The sequence below is a fragment of the Christiangramia qingdaonensis genome, assembly GCF_048381525.1.
Lineage (GTDB): Bacteria > Bacteroidota > Bacteroidia > Flavobacteriales > Flavobacteriaceae > Christiangramia.
The window spans coordinates 66,843-90,542 of sequence record NZ_JBLWIM010000012.1 but is presented as its reverse complement, the minus strand read 5'-3'; the positions used below and the strand labels follow the sequence as shown (position 1 = coordinate 90,542).

At 39.0% G+C, this 23,700-nt stretch carries 18 protein-coding genes; 9 read left to right on the top strand and 9 right to left on the bottom strand.

Annotated elements, in window-relative coordinates:
* Positions 1–75: 75 nt before the first annotated feature.
* Positions 76–672, bottom strand: a complete 597-nt coding sequence (locus ACNI3T_RS05270; RefSeq protein WP_418226933.1) for an NAD(P)H-dependent oxidoreductase — start codon at positions 670–672, stop codon at positions 76–78.
* A gap of 94 nt (positions 673–766) precedes the next feature.
* On the opposite strand from ACNI3T_RS05270, the gene ACNI3T_RS05265 reads away from it, so the two are divergent.
* A complete protein-coding gene (locus ACNI3T_RS05265; RefSeq protein WP_418226932.1) occupies positions 767–1,675 on the top strand; it encodes a LysR family transcriptional regulator in 909 nt (302 codons plus the stop codon).
* 226 nt (positions 1,676–1,901) lie between these two features.
* On the opposite strand, the gene ACNI3T_RS05260 is transcribed toward ACNI3T_RS05265, so the two are convergent.
* The 3 genes from ACNI3T_RS05260 to ACNI3T_RS05250 all read right to left on the bottom strand — a co-directional run bounded on the left by ACNI3T_RS05260 (position 1,902) and on the right by ACNI3T_RS05250 (position 3,362).
* The gene (locus ACNI3T_RS05260; RefSeq protein ID WP_322301836.1) at positions 1,902–2,447 is read right to left on the bottom strand and encodes a lipid-binding SYLF domain-containing protein; all 546 of its coding nucleotides are present in this window, start codon (positions 2,445–2,447) and stop codon (positions 1,902–1,904) included.
* 313 nt (positions 2,448–2,760) lie between these two features.
* The gene (locus tag ACNI3T_RS05255; RefSeq protein WP_418226931.1) at positions 2,761–2,955 is read right to left on the bottom strand and encodes a helix-turn-helix transcriptional regulator; all 195 of its coding nucleotides are present in this window, start codon (positions 2,953–2,955) and stop codon (positions 2,761–2,763) included.
* Entirely contained in the window at positions 2,952–3,362 is a 411-nt protein-coding gene (locus ACNI3T_RS05250) for a hypothetical protein (protein ID WP_418226930.1), read from the bottom strand. Before ACNI3T_RS05250 ends, ACNI3T_RS05255 begins: the two co-directional genes overlap by 4 nt.
* Positions 3,363–3,559: 197 nt before the next feature.
* Here ACNI3T_RS05250 and ACNI3T_RS05245 point away from each other — a divergent pair, with 197 nt between their 5' ends.
* The 3 genes from ACNI3T_RS05245 to ACNI3T_RS05235 all read left to right on the top strand — a co-directional run bounded on the left by ACNI3T_RS05245 (position 3,560) and on the right by ACNI3T_RS05235 (position 8,821).
* Positions 3,560–4,192 carry a DUF4403 family protein gene (locus ACNI3T_RS05245; protein WP_418226929.1) on the top strand — a complete coding sequence of 211 codons (633 nt, stop codon included), beginning with the start codon at positions 3,560–3,562 and terminating at the stop codon, positions 4,190–4,192.
* 1 nt (position 4,193) lies between these two features.
* On the top strand, positions 4,194–4,835 hold the full coding sequence (gene deoC / locus ACNI3T_RS05240; protein ID WP_418226928.1) for a deoxyribose-phosphate aldolase: 642 nt from the start codon (positions 4,194–4,196) through the stop codon (positions 4,833–4,835).
* Between the two features lie 137 nt (positions 4,836–4,972).
* The gene (locus ACNI3T_RS05235; protein ID WP_418226927.1) at positions 4,973–8,821 is read left to right on the top strand and encodes a triple tyrosine motif-containing protein; all 3,849 of its coding nucleotides are present in this window, start codon (positions 4,973–4,975) and stop codon (positions 8,819–8,821) included.
* Positions 8,822–8,892: 71 nt separating this feature from the next.
* Here the strand turns inward: ACNI3T_RS05235 and ACNI3T_RS05230 are convergent, their stop codons facing one another.
* From ACNI3T_RS05230 to ACNI3T_RS05220, 3 genes are all read right to left on the bottom strand, one after another.
* Complete coding sequence (locus tag ACNI3T_RS05230) at positions 8,893–11,292, bottom strand: glycoside hydrolase family 31 protein (RefSeq protein ID WP_418226926.1); 2,400 nt, start codon at positions 11,290–11,292, stop codon at positions 8,893–8,895.
* 63 nt (positions 11,293–11,355) lie between these two features.
* Entirely contained in the window at positions 11,356–13,263 is a 1,908-nt protein-coding gene (gene glgB, locus ACNI3T_RS05225) for a 1,4-alpha-glucan branching protein GlgB (protein WP_418226925.1), read from the bottom strand.
* A gap of 269 nt (positions 13,264–13,532) precedes the next feature.
* Complete coding sequence (locus ACNI3T_RS05220) at positions 13,533–14,159, bottom strand: diheme cytochrome c-553 (RefSeq protein ID WP_418226924.1); 627 nt, start codon at positions 14,157–14,159, stop codon at positions 13,533–13,535.
* 132 nt (positions 14,160–14,291) lie between these two features.
* Here ACNI3T_RS05220 and ACNI3T_RS05215 point away from each other — a divergent pair, with 132 nt between their 5' ends.
* Positions 14,292–14,756, top strand: coding sequence for an RNA methyltransferase (locus tag ACNI3T_RS05215; RefSeq protein WP_418226923.1), 465 nt, complete (start codon positions 14,292–14,294; stop codon positions 14,754–14,756).
* On the opposite strand, the gene ACNI3T_RS05210 is transcribed toward ACNI3T_RS05215, so the two are convergent.
* Complete coding sequence (locus ACNI3T_RS05210; RefSeq protein WP_418226922.1) at positions 14,753–16,198, bottom strand: TonB-dependent receptor; 1,446 nt, start codon at positions 16,196–16,198, stop codon at positions 14,753–14,755. The genes ACNI3T_RS05215 and ACNI3T_RS05210 overlap by 4 nt on opposite strands.
* Before the next feature lie 173 nt (positions 16,199–16,371).
* On the opposite strand from ACNI3T_RS05210, the gene ACNI3T_RS05205 reads away from it, so the two are divergent.
* Complete coding sequence (locus tag ACNI3T_RS05205; RefSeq protein WP_418226921.1) at positions 16,372–16,818, top strand: VOC family protein; 447 nt, start codon at positions 16,372–16,374, stop codon at positions 16,816–16,818.
* Here the strand turns inward: ACNI3T_RS05205 and ACNI3T_RS05200 are convergent.
* Positions 16,815–18,353, bottom strand: coding sequence for a SulP family inorganic anion transporter (locus ACNI3T_RS05200; protein WP_418226920.1), 1,539 nt, complete (start codon positions 18,351–18,353; stop codon positions 16,815–16,817). The two genes, ACNI3T_RS05205 and ACNI3T_RS05200, sit on opposite strands and share 4 nt — an antisense overlap.
* 247 nt (positions 18,354–18,600) lie before the next feature.
* Between ACNI3T_RS05200 and era the strand changes: the two genes are divergently transcribed.
* From era to ACNI3T_RS05185, 3 genes are all read left to right on the top strand, one after another.
* Positions 18,601–19,488 carry a GTPase Era gene (gene era, locus ACNI3T_RS05195; protein ID WP_141876728.1) on the top strand — a complete coding sequence of 296 codons (888 nt, stop codon included), beginning with the start codon at positions 18,601–18,603 and terminating at the stop codon, positions 19,486–19,488.
* Between the two features lie 79 nt (positions 19,489–19,567).
* On the top strand, positions 19,568–20,872 hold the full coding sequence (der, locus tag ACNI3T_RS05190; RefSeq protein ID WP_418226919.1) for a ribosome biogenesis GTPase Der: 1,305 nt from the start codon (positions 19,568–19,570) through the stop codon (positions 20,870–20,872).
* 91 nt (positions 20,873–20,963) lie between these two features.
* On the top strand, positions 20,964–23,700 hold a 2,737-nt coding region (locus tag ACNI3T_RS05185), incomplete at its 3' end, for an outer membrane beta-barrel protein (protein ID WP_418226918.1).

Genomic DNA, 23,700 nt, shown 5'->3' with positions numbered 1-23,700 from the left:
CAGTTCCCGCTACTAAGCAAAAAGCCATTCACACGAATGGCTTTTTTCATTTCTATTATCGTCCTTGTTTAAATCTCAAATTTCATCAAATATCTGACTCAGAAACTGATCGTATCTTTTTAGCTCCCTGGGAACATCTGCGTTCTTTTCCATATCATGGAAATGCGTTGAAGCGATAAATTCAAGGCCAATAAATTTGTTCATTTTATGAAAAGCATAAAGTGGTCCTTCATCAACACTCTTCTGGTCGAAAAATTCTCCCTCAAGCTTAAAAGCGTCTTCCGGAGCGTTCCAGCTAGTAGTTAATAGATACTTCTTCCCTTGCAGACTTCCTCCGGTTCCATAATTAATGGAAGGATTCTTCCTGCTTCTTCCATCGCTTTTATATATTCCATTTTGATGCCCTGCAGTAAAGACCTTGTCTATGTACTCCTTAAATTTAAAAGGAACCTGAAACCACCAGATGGGAGTATGATAAATTATAATGTCTGCCCATTTATACTTCGTGACTTCTTCTTCTAAATTGTATTTTTCCCCTACATTAGTCGTCCTAACATCAAAACCAGGTCTATTTGTGAAATAATTGGTGGTATTCTGTAATAGTGTTTTATTGAAACGGCCGGGAGAGTGTGCGAAAGTATGTCCACCGTTTATCACAAAAATATTCTTCATAGCTTTTTAAATTATTAGTTCGGAACAAAATTAAAGGCTATCGTGCTATTATAAAAATAGTATGATTTATACCTTTGTATTAAAATAGTAATAGATGGTGAATATGGAATGGTATCGCACCTTTGTAGCGATCTATGAGAAAAGTACCTTAACAAAGGCTGCTGAGACTCTATTTACAAGTCAGCCGGGCGTAAGCGTTCATTTAAATGCACTGGAATCCTATATAGGTCGTAAACTATTCGAAAGAACATCGCGGAGAATGATCCCGACAGAAGAAGGTAAACAACTTTACAATTTTGTTCTGGATGCGGTTAAGAACCTGGAAAAAGCTGAACAACATTTTAAGAAAACTTCGCATGAAGAAATTCCTTCCATTAATATTGGCATGTGCACGGAAACCTTTCAAACGATACTGGAACCTGAAATTTCAAGTTTGAACTTTAACCTGCTGGCAAAGTTTGGAGATCATCAGGAATTGATTAAAGATCTAAATAGTGGCATCCTGGATTTAGTCATAACTCCTAAGTTTGACACTAAAAACTCACTGGCAGATTACGAACCTTTTACGAAAGAGAATATCGTAATGATTGCTGGAAAAAATTCGGCATTAAAAGATATAAACACTTTAATCGACAATGAAAGTTTCGGTGAGCTAGAGAAGATATTAAAGAATCAAACCTGGTATAGCGCTTCTAATGAGATGGACCACTTTAGACGTTTTTGGTACGAAAACTTTAAAAAGAGGGTAGATTTTAAGCCGAATTATATTTTACCAAATTTTGGTTCTATTATAAGATCTATAGAGAATAATAAAGGGTTTGCAATAGTGCCTGATTTCTTAGTAAATGATTCACTCAGAGATGCTAGGATTAAACTAGTGTGGTCTGGTAAAAAAGAAGTTAGTAACATTCTCTACTTTGCTACTCGAAGTGATCTAAAGCATAAAGAAGAGACTGCAGTTATTAAGAGCATATTTAGAAGAAAAATGGTAAAGTTGAATTGAGGTGAATGCAATGAAATTTCAAGCTTTAAGTATTAAAAGCTTCTCGTGCTCCAATGTCTATAATCTAAATCTGCCAAAGCGTAGACATCCCTAAATTCCGGCTTCTTTAGTCAGATTCTACTATATAGATAATTTAAACAGACAGTAATCGATTCGATGCTGAAAAGTATGGACATAAAAAAACCGACCCTAAGGTCGGTTTTTAACTAGTTTATAATATCCAATATTACATTTCGGTATATCCAAATCTCTGTCCTGCAACAGATACTCCAACCATCGCGCCTGCTTTGGGCATGGTTGCTACAGCTGTACCATCAGTAAACTTAATAGTTTTAGACTTTCCTTTCTCTAAAATTACTGCAGTAGCATTTCCAGATAATTCGTAATCTCCAGCTTTAAACTTGTTGAGATCTTCTTCATTTTCGAAGAAAATTACTTCTCGGTAAGCTTTTCCTCCAACCTGCAGTCCTACATCAACTTGCTTTAAGTTAGCGTATCCTACCATTGTTCCGTTTTCGTAGACAATTCCATTTCCGGATGCACCACCTATAATATAAGCACCTTTTCCAACATTAGGGAAAATTGCATATCCAGCTGAAGTTGTAAATAGTTCAGCAAGATTTGGTTCTGCCGCGGTCATCGCAGCTTTAGCTTCCGTAGCATCGGCTTTAAGATCGGTCATATCTCCCGTCTTCGTGGATCCACAACTGACTATTCCTATAAACAGCATTAGTAATCCGGTCTTCTTTAAGTAAACATTTAAATTTTTCATGACTTATTTTTTTGGTGATTCAAAACTAAATGAATCATATAACAAGTCCTGTTAAGCTCAAGTTATTTGGGAATATCTTAAAACCTAACCTAAATATGATGTTAAAAAAAGCTCTGGAATCTTAACAATTAAGGTACTGAGAATTATTCATAACTAATTAGTAAATAGTGCGCTACAAAAAGTCCATATTGAATTGAGCTAATAATAAAAGCTATTGAGTTAAGTTGTACTCCACTTTCTGAATACTTTAGCTGCTGAATTTAGTTAAATATTAGGGGCTCGACTTGTAGGGAATCGGCCCCTTTTTTTATGCTTAGAGTTCAGCTTCAAAAATTTCTTCAATCGTTTTGTCAAACAGGTGGGAGAGTTTGAAGGCTAGAGGTAAACTGGGGTCAAACTTTCCATTCTCTATAGCATTAATGGTTTGCCTGGATACGTTCAGTCTTTTTGCGAGTTCAGCCTGGGTCAAATCATGCTCTGCTCTTAAGATCTTGATTCTGTTTTTCATCGATACCTATATTGTCCAATTACTACTCCGGCGAAATAGCTTAGACCAATCACTATTACCAGATGCGAAATTTCAGCATCGAAATTAATAAGGTTCGTCACATCCATTGTCGAGTAGCTAATTCCAAGGATGAGCGCAATCCCAAGTGATAGGCCCATGGCTTCGAGATAAATCTTTCTTTGTAACTCATCCAGGCTTTCCAGGTGCTTTATATTTGCGATGATCATTCCTACTCCAATTATTAGATTAATAATTAGTAAAATGGTCGTGATCGTGTTATTGCCTGTCCATAGATAAAGATTTCCAAATACCACCACTGCCAGGGATGTGACCCATAGTATGGTCCACAAAGCCAATAGCTTTGTGCGCCCGGTTGCACAGTTTTTACTTGTTGATGTATTTCCCATGATGTAAAGTTTATTTGACACAAATATAATAAAAAATTTAAATTGGAATGGTTTGTTTTACAAAAAGTAAATAAAACTTTACATTTTAATTATTTAAGCCCTACCTCTAACATGATAAGATTTTGCTAAACTGATCCTGTTTCCATTCTTAAACCTAAGTTTTCTATATCTTCGAATCTCTCAAACCATCGAAAATAATGACTGACACAAACCGAAAAATTTCTGAAGCCGACTTTGATATTACCATTCCTATCAAGATTGGTTATCCTGCGCTAAATGATTTTTTAAAGCAGAAATTGGTTGGGGAGATCATCAGTAAAGAGAATGAGGATGGCGAAAAGTCCAACTATGCCCAGATTCTGGACATTACTATTGAGAAAAGTGAAATTCCAGAGTACGATCTTTGTCTGCCAGTTACCGTGCAAACGCTTACCAGTTTCTTTAAGAATAAGCAGGTTAAATTTTTGTTCTACGCGAGTTTACACCTGGATCGTGAACTACAAAAAATTGAACTGGCAAATTATGAGATCGATGGACAAAACAACAACTGGCTTGTAAATCAGGCTTTAGAAACTGTAGTCAATAAATGGTTGTATGCTAAGTTGAAGGAAAAGATGAATTTTAATTTCATGCCTCAACTGGAAGAGCAGATGAATTCTTTGAACAATAAACTGGAAAATAAAATAGAAGCCAAGGAAGGTATCAATCTCATTGGCTTCCTCGAAGACCTTGAAGTTGCTCAGTTTAAGGCAGATGAGAATGACCTTTGGATCTCTATGCGTTTAAAAGCGAATGGTGTGGTTGAAATAGAAAAAATTAAACTTCCCTAAGATGAACCTAAATCAATATATCGATCATACACTTTTAAAACCGGATGCTAGTCCTCAAGCAATTATAAAACTTTGTCAGGAGGCGATCAAATATGAGTTCTATGCGGTTTGTGTTTCCGGATGTTATGCCAACTTAGCCGCAGAGCAAGTTGAGTTATCTAATGTAAAGCTAGCCGTTACTATAGGCTTTCCATTGGGTTCTTCAACTTCGGAAGCAAAAGTGCACGAGGCCAGGATTGCGGTGGAACAAGGTGCAGATGAGATCGACATGGTTCTGAATATTGGTTTTCTTAAAGCTGGTTTGACTGAAGAAGTTGAAGAGGAAATAAGATCAGTAAAGTCGGTAATGGGAGAAAAGATATTGAAGGTCATTCTGGAAACCTGTTATTTAAGTAATTCAGAAATTGCAACAGCCTGTAAGATATCAGAAAAAGCTGGTGCCGACTTCGTAAAAACATCTACTGGTTTTGGAACTGGTGGCGCAAGTATCGAACATATTAAACTCATGAAACAAAGCGTTGGTGATCATATAAAAATCAAAGCTTCAGGAGGAATTCAAGATAAAGAGACAGCGATAACATATGTAAATGCTGGCGCAGATCGCATTGGAACCTCTTCCGGGATTCAAATTGTTTCCGGCTAATAGCTCTCATAAGGTTTTTCTTACTTCATTTTGTTCATATCGTCTTAATAACTAGGTTCTAAAGTCTTTGTTTACAGAACTTTAATAAGTCGTTTTTTGCCTAAATTATTCCTGCTTAACTTTTAATTACTAGTGATTTGAGACTATCTAATTTAGTGTTCCGGTTATTCCTTGCAGTATTTATGGGAATGATTGTGAAGGGTACGGCGCAGGTTCATAAATCCTTGCAGGAAGTCAGCATGATCAATAGCTTTACAAATGCTGAAAATGTCCATATACAGCAGGCTAACGGGGATCATCTCTGGATCACTACGCCACTCAAAGTCATTCGATATAACTCTGCGGAAGTAGAGGATTACAATAAATTTCGGGGTATTCCATCTGAAATCGGGAAACAATATAGTGCTACTTTGACAGATTCCAGGGGGCAGGTGTGGCTTACCGGAGACAAAGGTATAGCTATTCTCGAGAGCGGAAAACAGGATTTTAGATATGTTAGTTCCATGCCCGGGAAGGTCTATGAGATGCTGGAGGACCCGGCGGGTCAGTTATGGCTGGCTGCAGAAAACGGTGTTTTCAAGCTGAACGTCGACTCTAAAGCAAAGGATTTTGGACTGTCAAGATTTGTTTCTGAAAATACTCAGGCAAGCACATCCACTATTTTTAACGATGAAATCATCTTTGCCGGGCCAAATGCTGTTATTGCCATTAATAGAAAATCCGGTAAATTCAGACGTCTTAAAACTTCGTATTATGAAAATTTGGAGTTTACAGCACTTTTACCACTCAGCAATAAATTGTTACTGGCTACCAACAGGCAGGGGATGTTCGAATTTGATGCGCAACTAGATAGATTTCAGAAGATCTACAGGTTGCCTTTCGATCTTACCAGAGGTCATATTACAGATTTACTCAAAACCAACGAAAAGATCATTGCTCTTACCCGTGATAATGGGGTGTATAAATTCGATGAGGAGCTAAAGTTTATTAAAAAAGAGGAAAGTTTTCCGAAGCAATTATTTGCAGCCCAGTTAAATGATGAAAATTTACTCTGGTTAGTTGGAAATGACGGACTCTATCTGAAAAATCTATCTTCAGAATCCATTTGGCAGCTACACCATGATCCTGCGAAATATTCGAGTCTGGCAGGCAATAGGTTGAGTGCCATGGCCACGGATTCTCGTGGATACGTTTGGTTTGGAACCAGTGAAGGCCTGAGTATCTGGAATCCTGAGACCGATCGCTATAGTCATATCAAAAATTTAAACTATAAAAAGGCCCGACAGAATCCCGATAAGATAACTTCCATTGCTGCTAACGGGCAATATGTTTGGGCGGCGACCAGTGAAGATGGCGTGTATAAGATTAATATTAATACACTTCTTAGAGCTCATTATGCACCAACCGCACTTTACAAAACAGAGGTTCTGGAAGCTAATACCTTATTTATTGATTCTTCTGAAAATACATGGATTGGTGGCGAGGCCGGCTATTTGACCAGGATTAGTACTTCCAATGAGATTAAAACCTTTCCTCTAAAAGAAGTTCAGGCAATTGCAGAACTCGGACCCAGGAAACTGATCGTCGCAACCAGGAATCGTGTTCATTCCATAGATCCCATTAGTGGTCGTATTAGCGATCTTGATAAGCTTACTGCCAGCGAAACCATGCATTATTATGCGATCAACCAATTGTATATCACTCAGGAAGGTATAGGTCTATTTGCAACAGAAGGCACTGGTTTGATCGCGTACAATTTCGAAACGGAAGCTTTAGAGATCTTTGATGAAGACTTTGGGTTACCGTCTAATAATGTAGAAGGAGTGATCGTGGAGGATGAAAATTACTGGATCTCTACAGAAGAAGGTCTTGCCAGTTATGATCCAAGCGAAAAGAGCCTGAGAGTTTTTAGTGAATTGAACGGACTTACAACTTCTGAACTAACTACAGGTTTTACTAAAATGACGAATGGTTCCCTTGTCCTGGGGACAGCGAAAGGGGTTAATATTTTTAAGCCGAAAAGTATGCTGGCGCAGCAGGAGCTGAAACCTGAAGTGGAATTTAGAACTCTTATGCAGGCTTCAGTTCGTAATGAAAAGCAAAGAAGAATCTCATTGTTGAGTGGTTCGATCATCGAAGTAAAAGAAAATACTGGTTTCCAGGTAGCCTTCCAGGGATTATCATTCTGGGCGCCAGAGGATTTGTTATATAGCTGGAGAATGCAGGGAATTGAAGATGAATGGTCCAAACCTTCAAAAGTGAATTCAGCCAGTTATGCCAGTCTGCCGCCGGGCAATTACATGTTCGAAGTAAGATCAAAACTACCAAATTCCAGTTGGTCTGAAGTTAAACAGATTCCCGTAGAAGTTGCTGCAGTATCAGGAGGAATTGGGGTTGTGTATTTATTTATGGGAATTGGAATTATAGCGGCCGTGATCATATTTGCATATGTATTCGTGCTTCGTTCGAGAAATGCCGACAGGCAGGCCAGGGAAGAACTTAGAGCAAAACTGCAACAGGAGTTTAAGAAACCTGTAGAAAGCGCGGTACAATCCTTAAGTAAGATCTCAGCTTCTACCGATGCCGACAATCAGGAGGATTTACAACGATATGCTGCAAGGTTTGATGATCTTTTTAACCAGATCCTGAATTTCAATTATGAAGAATCTGTTTTTGAAATTTCCAGTATAAAATTAGACGCACATCTTCCAGAGGTAGTAAATGAGATCGAACCGGTCTACAAATTGAAAGATCTTGATTTGATCGTTAATAACCATTGGGGAGAAGAACCTTTTTATTACAATCTCGAGATGCTGGATAAGATCTTTTTTAGTTTGATATCGGGCAGTGCCGACTATTCGGTTAAAAGAGGAAAGATTATTGTAAATCTTATTCGCACTGGAGTTGGAGATTTAAAAGTTCAGATCACAGATACCGGAAAAGGAATCCCTGAGCAGGATATTAAAGTGCTGGAAAAGAAGCGTAGTCTGGATCAACGAATGAAATTTAGAGATAAGAGCGGACTTCGTTATATCCTTAAAGCTATGGAGCTTATTAATAAAGCAGGGGGAAGCTTCAATTTTGAAACGCAGAGTAATGAAGGTTCCACATACACGGCTGTATTAAAGAACAGGCAGGAAGATTATCGCAGGGTGCCACAACGTGCTGCCGGTATCCTGCAGTCTAAAAACACTCAGAAGGCAATTTCTGAATCTCTTCCGAAGGAAATTGAGAATATTAGTGGCAGTAAGATATTGATCATTGATTCTGAAACTTCTTCCAGGGAGATATTAGCGAATTCCATAGGGCAGCATTGCCAGGTTTATCAGGCTGTAACGGCTGAAGAGGGCATTGAAAAAGCAAGCATGATCTTCCCAGATATCATTATTGCAGCGAGTATGCTATCAGATATGAACACTATTCAGCTATCTAAAATGCTTAGGCGTAATCCTGCCCTCAATCATATCAATATTTTTATGATCACTAGCGCGGGGCAGCAATTTGATACAGAACAGGTAGCTGAAATCTCAGAACTTATCAGTGAACCTTTGAATATGACATTACTCATGAAAAAGATCGCTTCAACTTTGAAAAGTCAGCAGGAATTTCGAGAAGGCTTTATCAACAGTCATTTGCAAAGTGGTGACATAGTATACAAGTCTGAACGTGATAAAAGGTTTATTCAGGAATCAAAACAAATTATCCTTGAAAATATCGAAAAAGATAATTTCACCGTACACGATCTCAGCGCTTCCTTAGGTATTTCGAGTAACACATTGTTTATGAAACTTAAAAGTCTGGTGAATCTTTCGCCTCAGGAATTTATAGAGTTTGTTCATGCAGAATACGGTAGAGAATTGCTGAACGATGGAGATTTTAATACAATGGAGGTTGCCTACAAGGCTGGATTTTCCAGTCCAAAACGCCTTCAGGAAAGTCTGAAGAAGTTCTACGGAAAGGATTATAACTCTATCTTAGAGCGGTAGTTTCCAGTATTCATTCCACAAAAAAAGCCTGTTCGTCAAGAACAGGCTTTTTACATTCTAATTATAGTAATTTATCCTACCAGTTGTAGTTCACTAAAATCCTTCTTTATGATCATACTTTTTTCTTCAGCATTGTATTGAAGTGTTTCTAACGGCACTTCTTCATTTTCGTAGAATACTCGTCTAATTTCAAATGGAAGTCCGTGTAAATTCAGTTTAAAGCTGTCGTAGGAAGCTGAGAACTTTCCGCTCTTATGCTGCTGAATGATCACCTCATCTTCTTTGCCTGTTAGCTTAAATGTACGAAGGCTATAAATATTTTGGCGGTATTCATACCCATCATGCGCATCTTCGTAAAACTCAGAATTCTCTTTTCCCAGTTTGTAATATACATCAAGCGTCATTTGTTCGATCTCTACCTGATCTACATATTGCTGAATCGGGTATTTAGGAATAATCGCTCCGGCCTTGATAAATATCGGTACGATATCCAGTGGTGCGTCAACCCAAATTTCTTTACCACCATTTACAAGATCGTCACTCCAGAAGTTGTACCACTGACCTCTTGGAATATACATTCTTCGTCCCTGTACATTTGGCTCCTGAATTGGGCATACCAGGATATGATTTCCAAAGATAAATTCATCAGCTCTATAATGGGTTTGCACATCTTCCTGATCAAAATACACTAGAGGTTTTAGAATTGGCTGACCTTCCTGTACGTAGTTATAGAACGCGGTATATAAATATGGCAATAGCTGATAACGTAATTCTACGAACTTCCTGCTAATATCAAGTACGTCCTCACCAAAGAACCATGGTTCCTGTTCGCCATGATCTCCCGAGGAATGAACCCGGCAGAAAGGATGAAAAATTCCAAGTTGTATCCATCTGGTATAAAGTTCTCCGGAAGGCTGCTCGGCAAAACCGCCAATATCAGATCCGGCAAAGCTCATTCCGCTCATACAAAGTCTTTGTATCTGGACATTTGCGAGCCATAAATGTTCCCAGGTAGCTACGTTGTCACCTGTCCAGGTCGAAGTATAGCGCTGCCCTCCCGAATAATTTGCTCTGGTGATAATAAACGGCCGCTTTGGGAAATTGAACTTTTTAACTCCTTCATAGGTAGCTCTCGCCATCTGCATTCCGTAGATATTATGAGCTTTTCTATGGCTACATGCATGACCATCATAATCATGTCTCACATCCAGCGGGAAGGTTTTTCCTGGAACCTCCATCACTGCAGGTTCGTTCATATCGTTCCAGACTCCTTTTACTCCAATTTCACCAATAAGTTCCCTGTATAAACCACTCCACCATTCACGTACATCTGGATTGGTGAAATCTGGGAAGTAACATTCTCCCGGCCAAACCTTACCTCGCATATATGGTCCATCTGCCCGGCGGCAGAAATAGTCTTTGTCTAAAGCTTCTTTAAAAACATCATAGCTCAGGTCTATTTTAATCCCTGGATCAATGATGGCAACGGTTTTAAAACCGTCTTCTTCCAGTTCACGAACCATTCGTTTAGGATCTGGAAAAAATTCTTTGTTCCAGGTGAAGCAACGGAAACCTTCCATGTAGTCAATATCCAGGTAGATCGCATCACATGGAAAATTCAATTCCCTGAATTTTGAGGTGATCTCCTTGACCTTGCTTTCTGGATAATAACTCCATTTACACTGGTGGAATCCCAATGCCCACATTGGTGGTAATTCTGGTTTACCGGTAAGATCTGTATACGTTGTGAGGACATCGGTCATTTGCGGACCGTAAATGAAATAATAATTCATCTCCCCGCCATCTGCCCAGAAGCTGGTTACGTTTCGTCGTTCACTACAAAAATCAAAATGTGTTTTAAATGTATTGTCGAAAAAGATTCCGTAGGAAATATTCTGTTGAAGCCCCATGTAGAAAGGAACTGCTTTATAAAGTTCGTTTGTATCCTTTCCGTAAGCATATTGATCTGTATTCCAGAGGCTTAGCCTTTTGCCCTTTAAATTGAAGTTGGTAGGCTTGTCTCCAAGTCCGAAAAAGCTTTCCTGGTCTTTCGAAGATTTGCTCATTTTCACAAAGTTCCCCCCAAACTCAAAACTTTCTTCCCAGTGAAACCCTAGTTCGTCTTCCAGAATGATCTTGCCACTATGTTCATACATACCCACACGCAGATCGTCCTTGGCCACTTTACAAATGAACTTTTCAGTCTTTACAACAACGTGTGTGTCGTCTTCTGAAATTTCCAGGTGGTTAAAACCATGAGGATGGTTTTGATCTACTGCATATGAAAAGTCATTCTCAAAAATACCATTCGTGGTATATCGAAAACGCATCATGTTATCCCGAAGTATCGTTAGCTGCAGCCTTACACCATTTTTAGTGATAAAATTGACGGTATCCTGATCGTGTTCGTGAGATATCAGGCCCGAAGGGTATAAATTCCCCTTATGTTCAAGTTCTGTATTCGTAATCATTTTTCTTAGCTTCTAATTATTCCGGCGATCAAAATTTGAGGCCAGAGGATGTTTTTTTTGATATTATGCTAGTTTGAAGACCACTGTTGCGAGTGGTGGAATAGTAATTTTTGCTGAATATTCTTTCCCGTGGAAAGCTTCTCTATCGATCTTAATAGTATTATTCGTCACTCCAGATCCGCCGTATTTCGCAGCATCTGAATTGAATATTTCTTTTAGCCTTCCATTCTTCGGAAGACCAATAGTATATTCTTTCAGAACAGTGGGAGTAAAATTACAGACAACGGCCAGAATTTCTTTTTCTGAAATTCCCTTTCTCAGATAACTGATTACCGAATTCTGATTGTCATCAAATGAGATCCATTCAAATCCTTCTTCACTGAACTGATTATCATATAATGCTGGTTGTTTTTTATAAAGTATGTTGAGGTCGGTAAGTGCTTTCTTGATACCATGATGAGAATCCTGCTCCAGCAAGTGCCAGTCCAGGCTGGTATTGTAGTTCCATTCTGCATACTGTCCCAGCTCAGCTCCCATAAATAAAAGTTTCGCTCCGGGATGGGTATACATATAACTATACATCAATCTCAGATTTGCAAATCGCTGCCAGTCGTCACCCGGCATTCTGCCAAGTAATGACTTTTTCCCGTAGACAACTTCATCGTGACTTAAAGGTAATACAAAGTTCTCACTAAATGTATAGGTCATACTAAAAGTGATATCATTTTGGTGATACCTGCGATGAATAGGATCCTTTTTAAAATATTCCAGTGTATCGTGCATCCAGCCCATCATCCATTTCATTCCAAAACCTAAACCTCCATGACTTACCGGTCTGGAAACTTTCGGAAATGAGGTGGATTCTTCTGCAATTGTTTGTACTCCATGGAAGCTGCTATATACTTCAGTATTGAGATCTTTTATAAAGCTAATGGCATCAAGGTTTTCTCTTCCGCCTTCAGCATTAGGTTCCCACTCACCATCTTCTCTTGAGTAATCGAGGTATAACATACTAGCTACGGCGTCTACTCGAAGCCCGTCAATATGATATTTATCCAGCCAGAAAACTGCGTTGCTTATCAAAAAGGAACGAACTTCATTTCTACCATAATTAAAAATTAGACTTTTCCAGTCCTGGTGATAACCTTTGCGGGGATCTGGGTGTTCGTATAGATGTGAACCATCAAATCTTCCTAGACCATGTTTGTCTTCAGGGAAATGGGATGGTACCCAATCCAGAATGACTCCAATTCCAGCTTTGTGAAAGGCATCCAGCAGTTGCATGAATTCCTGAGGATCGCCAAACCTGGAGGTAGGAGCAAAGTATCCGGTTAATTGATAACCCCAGCTCGGGTCATAAGGGAATTCCATTATTGGCATGAATTCTACATGCGTGAACTCCATTTCCTTTACATAACTTACCAATTCATCTGCCATTTCAAGGTAAGTAAGAGAACGGTTTTCAAGGGTGTTCTTTCTCCAGGAGCCAAGATGAACTTCATAAACAGAATAAGGCTTATCCAGTGCATTTACCTCTTCACGACGAGACATGAACTTCTTGTCATTCCATTTGTAATCCAGATCCCAGACAATAGAAGCCGTATTTGGTGGATGTTCACATCTTAAAGCGTAAGGATCAGCCTTTTCAAGAATTTCTCCGTTGTTATAAGATATTATTCTGAATTTATATTTATCTCCTTTCTTAGCACCCGGAATAAAACCTTCCCAGATGCCACTCTCATCCCAGCGTACATTTAAAGGATGGTCATCAATATTCCAGTAATTAAAATCTCCAATTACAGAAACCGACTTTGCTGAGGGAGCCCAGACAGAAAAGTAAACTCCTTCCTGTCCTTCATGTGTTATTAAATGAGCGCCGAACTTTTCGTACAGTCTGTAATGTTTACCCGATCTAAAAAGTGAAATGTCAAATTCTGTAAATAATGAGTAAACCTGTACTTCCTGTTTCATGCGTCGTTTTTAATTGTATTTACGGTTAAATTTTATTTCTGAAAATTCTCTGTTGAATTAGACCCAGATTTGATTCCTGAAATTACCGATCAGGAAATAAAAATAACAAACTGATATTTAAAAATACCGGCAATCCTAAAGTTGTTTCAGTTTTAGAGCTTTAATTGAGGAGTTTATAGTGAAATCTTGTATTCGTTTATAATTTGCTGAGGATTAAGTTCTAAACGGTTAAATTATTGCAGATTTCCGAATAATATCACTGCATAGAATCAGGTATTCTGGAGGCTATCTAATTTATTAGGTGCCACCGGAGCGGGCACCGCATTTTCAACTGGCTTTGTGGACTTCAAATAACGAAAAATCGACTCTAGATCTTTATCGGTCAGTTCGCGATAATTTTGCCATGGCATTGGAGGTAGGATCATCCTGCCGCCGGAATCTCCTTTGAGTTTCCCTTCTCTTATGGCAGTTTTAAATCTTTTCATGCTCCAGTTACCCAGTCCCGTGTCACTCGAGGTAAGATTTGAAGCATAACTAATTCCCCATGGACCTATGGCAACGGTAAGATCGCCGCTCATTTGTATCCATCCATTTTTTATCGCTTCTGAAGAAAACGGAGGAAGACTATCTCCTGCCTGGTAACCTGAGAGTGCCAGCTCTGGTATAATCTCTGGACCTCTTTCTGTCATTCGTTTTGGAGAATGGCAATCATGGCAACCTATGGTGTTTACGAGGTATTCCCCGTGCGAAATACTGTCCTGAAGGCTAAGTTCTTCAACTGGAACTTCAGCGTATTCCTTACTATCCTGGCAGGATATAAGTACGATATTTAAAGCTAAGAAGCCAGTAATTATAAACTTGAATAAGGTCGGTGAGATTTTTTTAGAAATTTCCATAAGATTACAATTAATTGATTGTCAGTACTTAAAAATAATAAATTTCCCATTACTATCTGATTTTCTGATGATTGCACTACTGAATTTATACTTCTATTCTGAAATATGGAGCGCCAATACTATCTTTGCAAAATGACAACAAATAACCTCGAACAGGGATTTTTTGGAATTGGAATTCAAAATGGTAAAACGCCTGAAAATCTTGGAGTTTTATGGCGTTCAGCTCAAAATATGGGAGCGAGTTTTATTTTCACGATAGGAAACAGGTATGCGAAACAGGCTTGTGATACTCATAAAGCGGTAGGTGCAATGCCTTATTTTCATTATGAAACTTTCGAAGAATTCTTTAAGCATTTACCAAAGGGTGCAATGCTTGTGGGCGTGGAACTTGCTGAAAGCGCAGTTCATCTGGAAACTTTCAAACATCCAAGACGCTGTGTCTATCTGCTTGGGGCTGAGGATCATGGTCTCTCCAATGAAGCGATCGAAAAATCACATCATCTGGTAAAGTTTAGTTCTACTTTAAGTTTGAATGTTTCGGTAGCCGGAAGTATTGTTATGTATGACCGCGGAATGAAATCTGAATTTTCTACCTAAGCTTCATTTTCTGATGCTCGTTCTTTACTGAATAAATTCTTCTCCTTGATCATTTTAGCGGTAAGGCCTGGAACCATTTCTTCCCATTGCGGATTACCTTCCCGTATCATTTCATAGACTTTTCTAGGATGAATTTCTAGAGAATCTCTATCATACTCGGTAATATCGATCACCTTGTTATTGTCTATAAAGAAATTATAGAGCTCTCGCATTCTTGGATGCACTTTTAGATTCGAGCTATCGATGATTTCCCCGGTTTTTTCATCAAGCATCGGGTAGAGGTATACCTTCAGACTTTTAAAGAAAAGTTTACCAAAGGCTTCCAGGATTCCACCGCTTAGGTGTCGGTAATATTTTTCATTGAAAATGTCCACGAGATTATCTGCACCCATGGCCAGACCCAGTTCTTTCTTGGTATGCTGCGCAAAATATTCCACTACCTTATAATATTCCTGAAAATTGGAGATCATTACTGTCTGTCCCGAAGCACAAAGAAGATCTGCACGATCCAGAAAATCCTTTTCGTTTATTTCACCTTCAGCTTTGAGATTATTTAGCGTCATTTCAAAAATAGTGACCGTATTTTCAGGATCGACCTCTTCCTGTTCGAGAAACAGTTTTCTTGAGGTCATGTACATATTTAGATTGAGGTTGGTTACTGGACGAAAACTACCTCTAAGGGTAAGAATGTTCTTTTTGTAAAGTGCGTTTGCCGGCAGGATATTGTTTCCATCTTTGGAAAACATTACTGCATCTGTAATACCGTCTTTGACCAGCTCGAGGCTCATGAGTCGGTTATCAACATCTTTAAAAACAGGACCTCGAAAGTTGATTGAATCGATTTCGATCTTATCTGTGCTTAAGTGATCGTATAGTTTTTTGATAAGAACCTTAGGGTCATTACTTTGGTAGAACGCAGCGTAGATAAGGTTTACACCCATGATTCCCAAACTAATTTGTTGCTGGGAAGCATTGTTTTCATGAAACTGAACATGAAGTATGATCTCACTATATTCCTGCTTTGGTTCTCGCTGGAATTTTATTCCCAGCCACCCATGACCTTTGTATTTTTTTGCCCAGTCTATTGTAGCTACCGTATTAGCGTAGCTGAAAAATAATTTATCTGGATATTTCTTTCTGGAAAGCCGCTTTTCGATCAAAGTTGCTTCATAATCGATCATTCCTTTTAATCGTGACTCGGTTACATACCGGTTCTGAGGATCGAGTCCGTAGATCGCATCACTAAAATCCTTGTCATAGGCACTAAGCGTTTTTGCGATCGTCCCTTTTGGATTTCTTGCTCTAAAAAAATGACGAACAGTTTCCTGTCCCGCTCCAATTTCAGCGAAAGTTCCATAGATGTTTTCGTTGAGGTTCAGGCGTGTGCACTTATTCTCTACGGAAAGTATGTTTTGGAATTCATCCTCGCTTAATTCGGCCATTTGCAGATTGTTTTGGTTGGTAGCTGAAAGTTAGGAATATTAAAACAACCGATTGCCCGTTTTAAGTAATGTTTAAAAGAATTTAACTCGCTAAGGCTTCAGCAGAACGCCTAATAATACCCGGTAAATTTTACTTTGAAATTTAAGTATCTTGAACTTCAAATAATTTTTCCATGAAGAAACTTCTAATTATCCTGATTGTATTTTTGGGTTATAACAGCAGTGCTCAGACTAATACCTTCAGTTTTAGCAAGGATCATGACGCATTGCTTGTACAAGATCTCTCTCGCTCGGCAAAGTTCTATTCCGAAGTATTAGGACTGGAAGAAATTGATAATGGAGGATTGCCTGCCAGTATCAGGTGGTTTCAGCTTATAGATTCCGTACAGATTCATTTGATCGAGAGCGAGGAAATTCCTGCTACCCACAAAGGTGTACACATGAGCTTAAATACTTCGGAATTGGATAAATTCATGAAGTTTCTGCAAGAGCAGAATATTGACTTTGAAAACTGGCCGGGCGAAAGTACTAACACGAATACCCGCCCAGACGGCGTTAAACAGATCTATCTACAGGATCCAGATGGTTACTGGATCGAGATCAACGACAATCAGCTTTAAGATTCGTCTGCTGCCACTTTGTAGTCTGGATCTTCCAGGATGTTAACTTCTATGATAGCATCTGCATTTTTAAGCAACCTAATACAGTCATCGCTTAAATGTCTAAGATGAACTTTTTTGCCCACTTTACTATATTTCTGAGTCACGGCATTCAAGGCTTCGATAGCCGACATGTCTGAAACACGACTATCTTTAAAGTCGATAATGATCTCTTCTGGATCGTTTACTGCGTCAAATTTTTCAGCAAAATTAGTGGTAGAAGCAAAGAATAAAGGCCCATATATTTCATAGTGCTTTACTCCATTCTCATCGATAAATTTTCGGGCTCTAATTCTTTTAGCACTTTCCCAGGCGAAGAACAGTGCAGAAAGGATCACCCCAACCAGAACTGCCAGGGCAAGGTTGTGCAGGAATACGGTAATTAACGCCACGATAACTACCAGGAAAATATCCTTTTTAGGTACTTTATTGAAGATCTTCAAACTAACCCATTCAAATGTTCCTATAGCCACCATAATCATTACACCTACCAGTGCTGCCATTGGTAATTTTTCGATAATAGGAGCGCCAAATAAAATAATGGCAAGAATGGTAAATGCTGCAATGATTCCAGATAACCGGGCTCTCGATCCGGCAGAAAGGTTTACAAGGGTTTGAGCTATCATTGGGCAACCGCCCATTCCGAAGAAAAATCCGTTTAGAATATTAGAACCACCCTGCGCGATACATTCTCTGTTACCGTTTCCTTTAGTTTCAGTGATCTCATCTACCAGGTTCAGCGTTAATAAGCCTTCAGTTAAACCAACTGCTGCCATGATCATGGAATAAGGAGCGATCAATTCTATGGTTTCCCAGGTTAGTGGAATTTGAGGAATATGGAATGGAGGAAAACCACCACTTACAGAGGCAATATCTTTTACTGTTTTGGTGTCTATTCCGAAGAAATATACCAGTAGAAAGACTACAATAATTGCGACTAAAGAAGAAGGAACAGCTTTAGTGACTTTAGGTAAAAGCACAACGATGGCGATCGTTAAAGCAACAAGACCGCCCATGATATACAATGCAGTTCCAGAAAGCCATTCGATATCACCGTTCACCACGGTTTTAAACTGATCCAACTGAGACATGAAGATCACAATAGCCAAACCATTTACGAACCCGAACATTACGGGGTGAGGTACCAGTCTTATAAATTTACCTAGCTTAAATACACCAATAATGATCTGGAAAACTCCTGCCAATGCTACTGCTGCAAGAACATATTCAAGTCCATCTGACTTCATTAATGCTATCAGCACAATAACTGTTGCACCGGCACCTCCAGAGATCATTCCTGGTCTGCCACCAAATATTGCGGTAACTAAGCCAGCAATGAAAGAAGCGTAAAGACCCATTAGCGGAGGAAAACCAGCTAGAATAGCGAAAGAAAGTGACTCAGGAATCATGGTCATGGCAACCGTTAATCCTGCAAGCACTTCAGTTTTATAATTAACCTGTTGTTTGAAGTCGAATAAGTTCAGCACTTTTTTCATAATGAGGCTTTTTCAGCTTGATTTTAAGAAGCGGCAAAAATAGTCATTAAAAACAGAAGAGCAACCCAATCATATTTTTGATTGAAATTTTTACTAAATTTTGATTATCAAATGATTATATTCATAATATCATACTAGAAAGGTGAGCTAAATAGCAAATACCAGTGGGCTGAACGTCGAATGTTAGAAATTGAACAAACATTAGGTAACAGTTTACAAATGAAATACCTTTGCAAAAATTTTCATTATGGCACATAAGGCCGGTTTCGTAAATATCATAGGTAACCCAAATGTTGGGAAATCCACTTTAATGAATGCTTTCGTAGGTGAAAGACTTTCAATAATTACTTCAAAAGCACAAACAACCCGTCATAGAATTCTGGGTATTGTGAATGGAGAAGATTTCCAGATGATCTTGAGTGATACACCCGGGATCATTAAACCAGCTTACGAGCTACAGGCTTCCATGATGGATTTTGTGAAATCTGCCTTTGAAGATGCAGATGTCCTGATCTATATTGTTGAAATTGGAGAAGAAGGATTAAAGGATGAAGCATTCTTTAAGAAGATCGAAAACTCTGAAGTGCCGGTTTTATTATTACTGAATAAGATCGATAAATCAAACCAGGATCAACTTGAAGAGCAGGTGAAATACTGGAGTGAAAAAGTTCCAACGGCCGAAATTCACCCGATTTCAGCATTGGAAGGTTTTAATGTTGCAGAGGTATTTAACAGGATCATCGAGTTATTGCCAGAATCTCCGGCATTCTACCCTAAAGATACGCTTACCGATAAGCCTGAGCGATTTTTCGTGAACGAGATCATACGTGAGAAGATCCTTATGCATTACAAAAAGGAAATTCCTTATAGTGTAGAGATCGAAACCGGTGAATTCTTTGAAGAGGAGAAGATCATCAGGATGCGTAGCGTGATCATGGTAGAGAGAGATACCCAGAAGGGAATCATTATTGGTCATAAAGGTGCTGCATTAAAAAGAGTAGGAGTAGAGGCTAGAAAGGACCTGGAGAAATTCTTCGGAAAACAGGTGCATTTAGAACTTTACGTAAAAGTGAATAAGAACTGGAGAAGTGATGCCAGGCAGCTGAAGAGATTTGGCTATACAGATAAGAAGTAACTACATTTTCAAGAATACAGGAAGTTGAGCTAATTAGCTTAAAATCATTAATTTTGCTTCCTGAAATCAATATCATATTATGGGCAATATTGTCGCCATTGTAGGGAGGCCAAACGTTGGTAAATCTACTTTTTTTAACAGGCTTATACAGCGTAGAGAGGCCATTATCGATTCTGTTAGTGGTGTGACCAGGGACAGGCACTATGGAAAGTCTGACTGGAACGGTCATAAATTTTCTTTGATCGATACCGGTGGGTATGTGAAAGGAAGCGATGATGTTTTTGAAGCTGAAATCGATAAGCAGGTAGAACTGGCGATCGAAGAAGCAGATGCGATCATTTTCATCGTAGATGTGGAAACAGGAGTTACTTCTATGGATGAAGAAGTGGCCAATTTGCTTCGTAGAGTGGACAAGCCTGTTTTACTTGCAGTGAATAAAGTGGATAATAATAAACGTCTTGCGAATGCGGTAGAGTTTTACTCACTTGGTCTGGGTGATTATTTTCCAATTGCCAGTACAAATGGTAGTGGAACCGGAGATCTTCTGGATGCACTTGTAGAAGCCTTACCAGAAATTGAAGAAGAGGAAGATACAGAATTGCCAAGATTTGCGGTCGTTGGTCGTCCAAATGCAGGAAAATCATCGTTTATTAATTCCCTTATTGGGGAAGATCGATATATCGTAACCGATATTGCCGGGACCACCCGTGACTCTATCGATACCAGGTATAACAGGTTTGGTTTCGAATTTAACCTTGTAGATACTGCAGGAATTCGTAGAAAATCCAAGGTCAAGGAAAATCTTGAGTTTTATTCGGTAATGCGTTCTGTGCGTGCGATAGAGAACTGTGATGTTTGTCTTTTGGTGCTGGATGCAACCCGTGGGTTTGATGGTCAGGTTCAGAATATCTTCTGGCTGGCTCAGAGAAACTCCAAGGGAATCGTGATCCTCGTAAATAAGTGGGATCTACTTGATAAGGAAACCAATACTCTTAAGGATTACGAAGCCATGATTCGTCGTGAGATAGAGCCGTTTACAGATGTGCCGATCGTATTTATTTCTGTTCTAACTAAACAGCGGGTTTTTAAAGCAATTGAAACTGCTGTAAAAGTTTTTGAAAACAGAAGTAAAAAGATCAAAACCCGTTTACTTAATGATATTATGCTGGCGATCATTGAAAAGAATCCACCACCAGCTTATAAAGGGAAATACGTAAAGATCAAGTTCTGTACACAATTGCCAACACCACATCCACAGTTTGCATTTTTCTGTAACCTTCCACAATATGTGCGTGATCCATATAAACGTTTCCTGGAGAACAAGTTACGTCAGGAGTTCGACTTTCAAGGTGTGCCTATCAGTATCTTTTTTAGAAAAAAGTAAAAGAAACCTTAAACTTTTAACGTTATAGGTAGTCTAAATCACAAACCAATGTTCAGTAATGAGCATTGGTTCAAATTTTTATACTATCTATATGCGAAATTATTTCAGCTTGCTGCTACTTTTAGTAAGTGCGCTAAGCTTTGCCCAGGAATTCGAAGTATCCGGAAAGATCGTTGATACAGAATCCACTCCTCTTGAATCTGCCACTGTTTATGTTGAAAAGATTGCTGATAGCAGTCTTGTCACATATACTATTTCTGAAAAGGACGGGAGTTTCCTTCTCAAGGGAAATACCGAAAGTAAGGCTGTAAATTTATATGTGAGTTACGCTGGTTTTAAACCTTACCGTAAGCAAATTGAAATCACTAAGAAGCTCGATGTAGGAGCTATTTCTCTGGAAGTTCTTGATAATGCGCTGGATGAGGTTACTCTAACTGCTACAAGAGCACCTATCTCTGTTAAGCAGGATACGCTTGAATTCAACGCAAACTCCTTCAATACCAGGCAGGATGCCAATCTGGAAGAGCTCATGAAAAAGCTCCCGGGAGTAGAAGTGGATAGCGATGGGAATATTACCGTAAATGGAAAGCCTGTTTCGAGGATCCTGGTAAACGGTAAGGAATTCTTCGGAAATGATCCTAAGATCGCTACGAAGAACCTTCCGAAGGAAATCATAGATAAGATCCAGGTAGTGGATACCAAGACTAGAAGCGAGGAATTTACCGGAAAGGCAGGAGATTCAGAAAATAAAACCATTAATATTGAACTAAAGGAAGACAAGAACAAAGGCTGGTTCTCACGGGTAACTGCCGGAGGTGGTACAGATGATCGATATGAGCTTAGTGGTATCGCCAATTATTTCAAAGATGAACTCAGGGTAAGTGTACTTGCAAGTTCCAATAATATCAACAGTTCCGGATTTAGTTTTGATGAGGTGTTCGACATGATGGGTGGAAATGCTCGTAGTGTAAGGATCAATGGGAATGGAAGTTTTAGTATTAATGGAACTGGTTTTGGTTCAAACAATGGGATCACTAAATCTGAAACCGGCGGATTTAATTTTGTAAATGAATGGGAGAATGGCATGGAACTTACTGCCGATTACTTCTACGGGGGATCAGATACAGAAACCAGAACCAGGATCGAGCGGGAGAATATTCTTCCAGACTCCAGGTATTTCACTAATTCCACCAGCTCCAGTAATTTACTGAATGATAGTCATAGAGCCACACTTCGATATGAAGTAGAATTTGATACGCTTACGAGGCTTTCCATCGCTCCACGATTCAATGCTAACATTGGAACGTCCTATCGAGATCGATATGAAGAAAATCTTGATGAGGACATGCAGCTTCAGAATACCACGCTTATAGATGAAACTGAAGATCTTACAAGTCTGGATTTTAGTAATGATATCAACTTTATAAAACGCTTTGGAAGCAGGGGTTCTTATCTTCAGTTGGATCTGTACCATGCGCACAGCAAACAGGAGAACGAAAATATTTATTTTTCTGAAAGTACGTTCATAAATAATCCTGAAAATGATATCGTTCAGGATCAATTTATAGATCAGGATGAAAATTCCAATTCTTTTAGTGTTGGAGCTTCCAAAAGAAGTGTACTGGCAGAAAAATTCTTTCTGGATATCAATTATGAGTTTGATACTCAAAAGAGCAGCAATACCAGAAGTGTTTTCGATGCTGTTGATGGTGAGTATACCAATTTCAATGAGCTGTTGAGTAATGATTTTGAATTCCGTAGTTTCAAACATACTCCAAACGCCGGACTCAATTATGAAGGTGAAAAATGGCGGATCAATACTGAGGTTGGGTTGCTTAGCACAACTTTAAAGACCGAGAACTTTATGGAGGATATACGCTTCGACAATACTTTCAATAATGTATATGTGGATGCCGATCTTCGTTATTCTCCGGAAAGGTCCAAAAGTATAAGTGTAGGTTACAGTACGAATGCCGATGTTCCTTCAGTGAGACAATTGCAGCCTGTGGTGGATAGAACAAATCCTACAAATATTATCGTTGGTAACCCTGAGCTGGAACCAACCTTTAATCAGCGTGTGAATTTAAATTATCGAAACTTCGATTTTGCTTCGCGAAGCGGAATCTTTGCATATGCCTATTTCAATTTTACAGATAACCAGGTAGCAGCAACCAGTAGCGTGGACAATTTTGTTAGAACTACAACCTATACCAATGTAGATGGGGTTATCAATGGAAATCTGGGAGCTTCTTTCAGTAAAAGCTATAAGAAGGACGCTACAGAGTTTAGATATCGTATTGGAGCGAATGGAGGCTATAATAGAAATGTAGGCTTTATTAACGCTGTACAGTATGAATCTGATCAATTCACAGTAACTCCTACTTTGAGACTTACCTATGCGATCGATGAGATTTTTGAGATCGAACCAGGTTACTCGGCGACCTTCAATGATATTCAATACGATATCAACAGTGGAAGAGATCAGAACTATGTCAACCATAGTCTTTCTCTGGAAACCACAACGTACTGGCCAAAGAACGTGGTTTTTGGAAATGATATTTCGTATAATAAATTCGGAAATGTTGCACCGGGATTCGACAGTACGAGTCTATTGTGGAACATGAGTCTTGGATACCAGTTCATGAAAGACAATGCGACTGTCAAAGTAAAAGTGTATGATTTACTGGATCAAAATGTGGATACAAGAAGACTGGTAGGAGACGATTATATTCAGGATGTGAACAATCTCGTGCTGCAACGATATGCAATGCTAAGCTTTACTTATAAGTTAAGTAGTTTTGGAGGAGGCAAGGCACCATCCAGAAGAG

Coding starts and splice junctions, on each gene's coding strand:
- ACNI3T_RS05270 (WP_418226933.1), bottom strand. CDS start 672: ATGAAGAATATTTTTGTGATAAACGGTGGACATACTTTCGCACACTCT.
- ACNI3T_RS05265 (WP_418226932.1), top strand. CDS start 767: ATGGTGAATATGGAATGGTATCGCACCTTTGTAGCGATCTATGAGAAA.
- ACNI3T_RS05260 (WP_322301836.1), bottom strand. CDS start 2,447: ATGAAAAATTTAAATGTTTACTTAAAGAAGACCGGATTACTAATGCTG.
- ACNI3T_RS05255 (WP_418226931.1), bottom strand. CDS start 2,955: ATGAAAAACAGAATCAAGATCTTAAGAGCAGAGCATGATTTGACCCAG.
- ACNI3T_RS05250 (WP_418226930.1), bottom strand. CDS start 3,362: ATGGGAAATACATCAACAAGTAAAAACTGTGCAACCGGGCGCACAAAG.
- ACNI3T_RS05245 (WP_418226929.1), top strand. CDS start 3,560: ATGACTGACACAAACCGAAAAATTTCTGAAGCCGACTTTGATATTACC.
- deoC (WP_418226928.1), top strand. CDS start 4,194: ATGAACCTAAATCAATATATCGATCATACACTTTTAAAACCGGATGCT.
- ACNI3T_RS05230 (WP_418226926.1), bottom strand. CDS start 11,292: ATGATTACGAATACAGAACTTGAACATAAGGGGAATTTATACCCTTCG.
- glgB (WP_418226925.1), bottom strand. CDS start 13,263: ATGAAACAGGAAGTACAGGTTTACTCATTATTTACAGAATTTGACATT.
- ACNI3T_RS05220 (WP_418226924.1), bottom strand. CDS start 14,159: ATGGAAATTTCTAAAAAAATCTCACCGACCTTATTCAAGTTTATAATT.
- ACNI3T_RS05215 (WP_418226923.1), top strand. CDS start 14,292: ATGACAACAAATAACCTCGAACAGGGATTTTTTGGAATTGGAATTCAA.
- ACNI3T_RS05210 (WP_418226922.1), bottom strand. CDS start 16,198: ATGGCCGAATTAAGCGAGGATGAATTCCAAAACATACTTTCCGTAGAG.
- ACNI3T_RS05205 (WP_418226921.1), top strand. CDS start 16,372: ATGAAGAAACTTCTAATTATCCTGATTGTATTTTTGGGTTATAACAGC.
- ACNI3T_RS05200 (WP_418226920.1), bottom strand. CDS start 18,353: ATGAAAAAAGTGCTGAACTTATTCGACTTCAAACAACAGGTTAATTAT.
- era (WP_141876728.1), top strand. CDS start 18,601: ATGGCACATAAGGCCGGTTTCGTAAATATCATAGGTAACCCAAATGTT.
- der (WP_418226919.1), top strand. CDS start 19,568: ATGGGCAATATTGTCGCCATTGTAGGGAGGCCAAACGTTGGTAAATCT.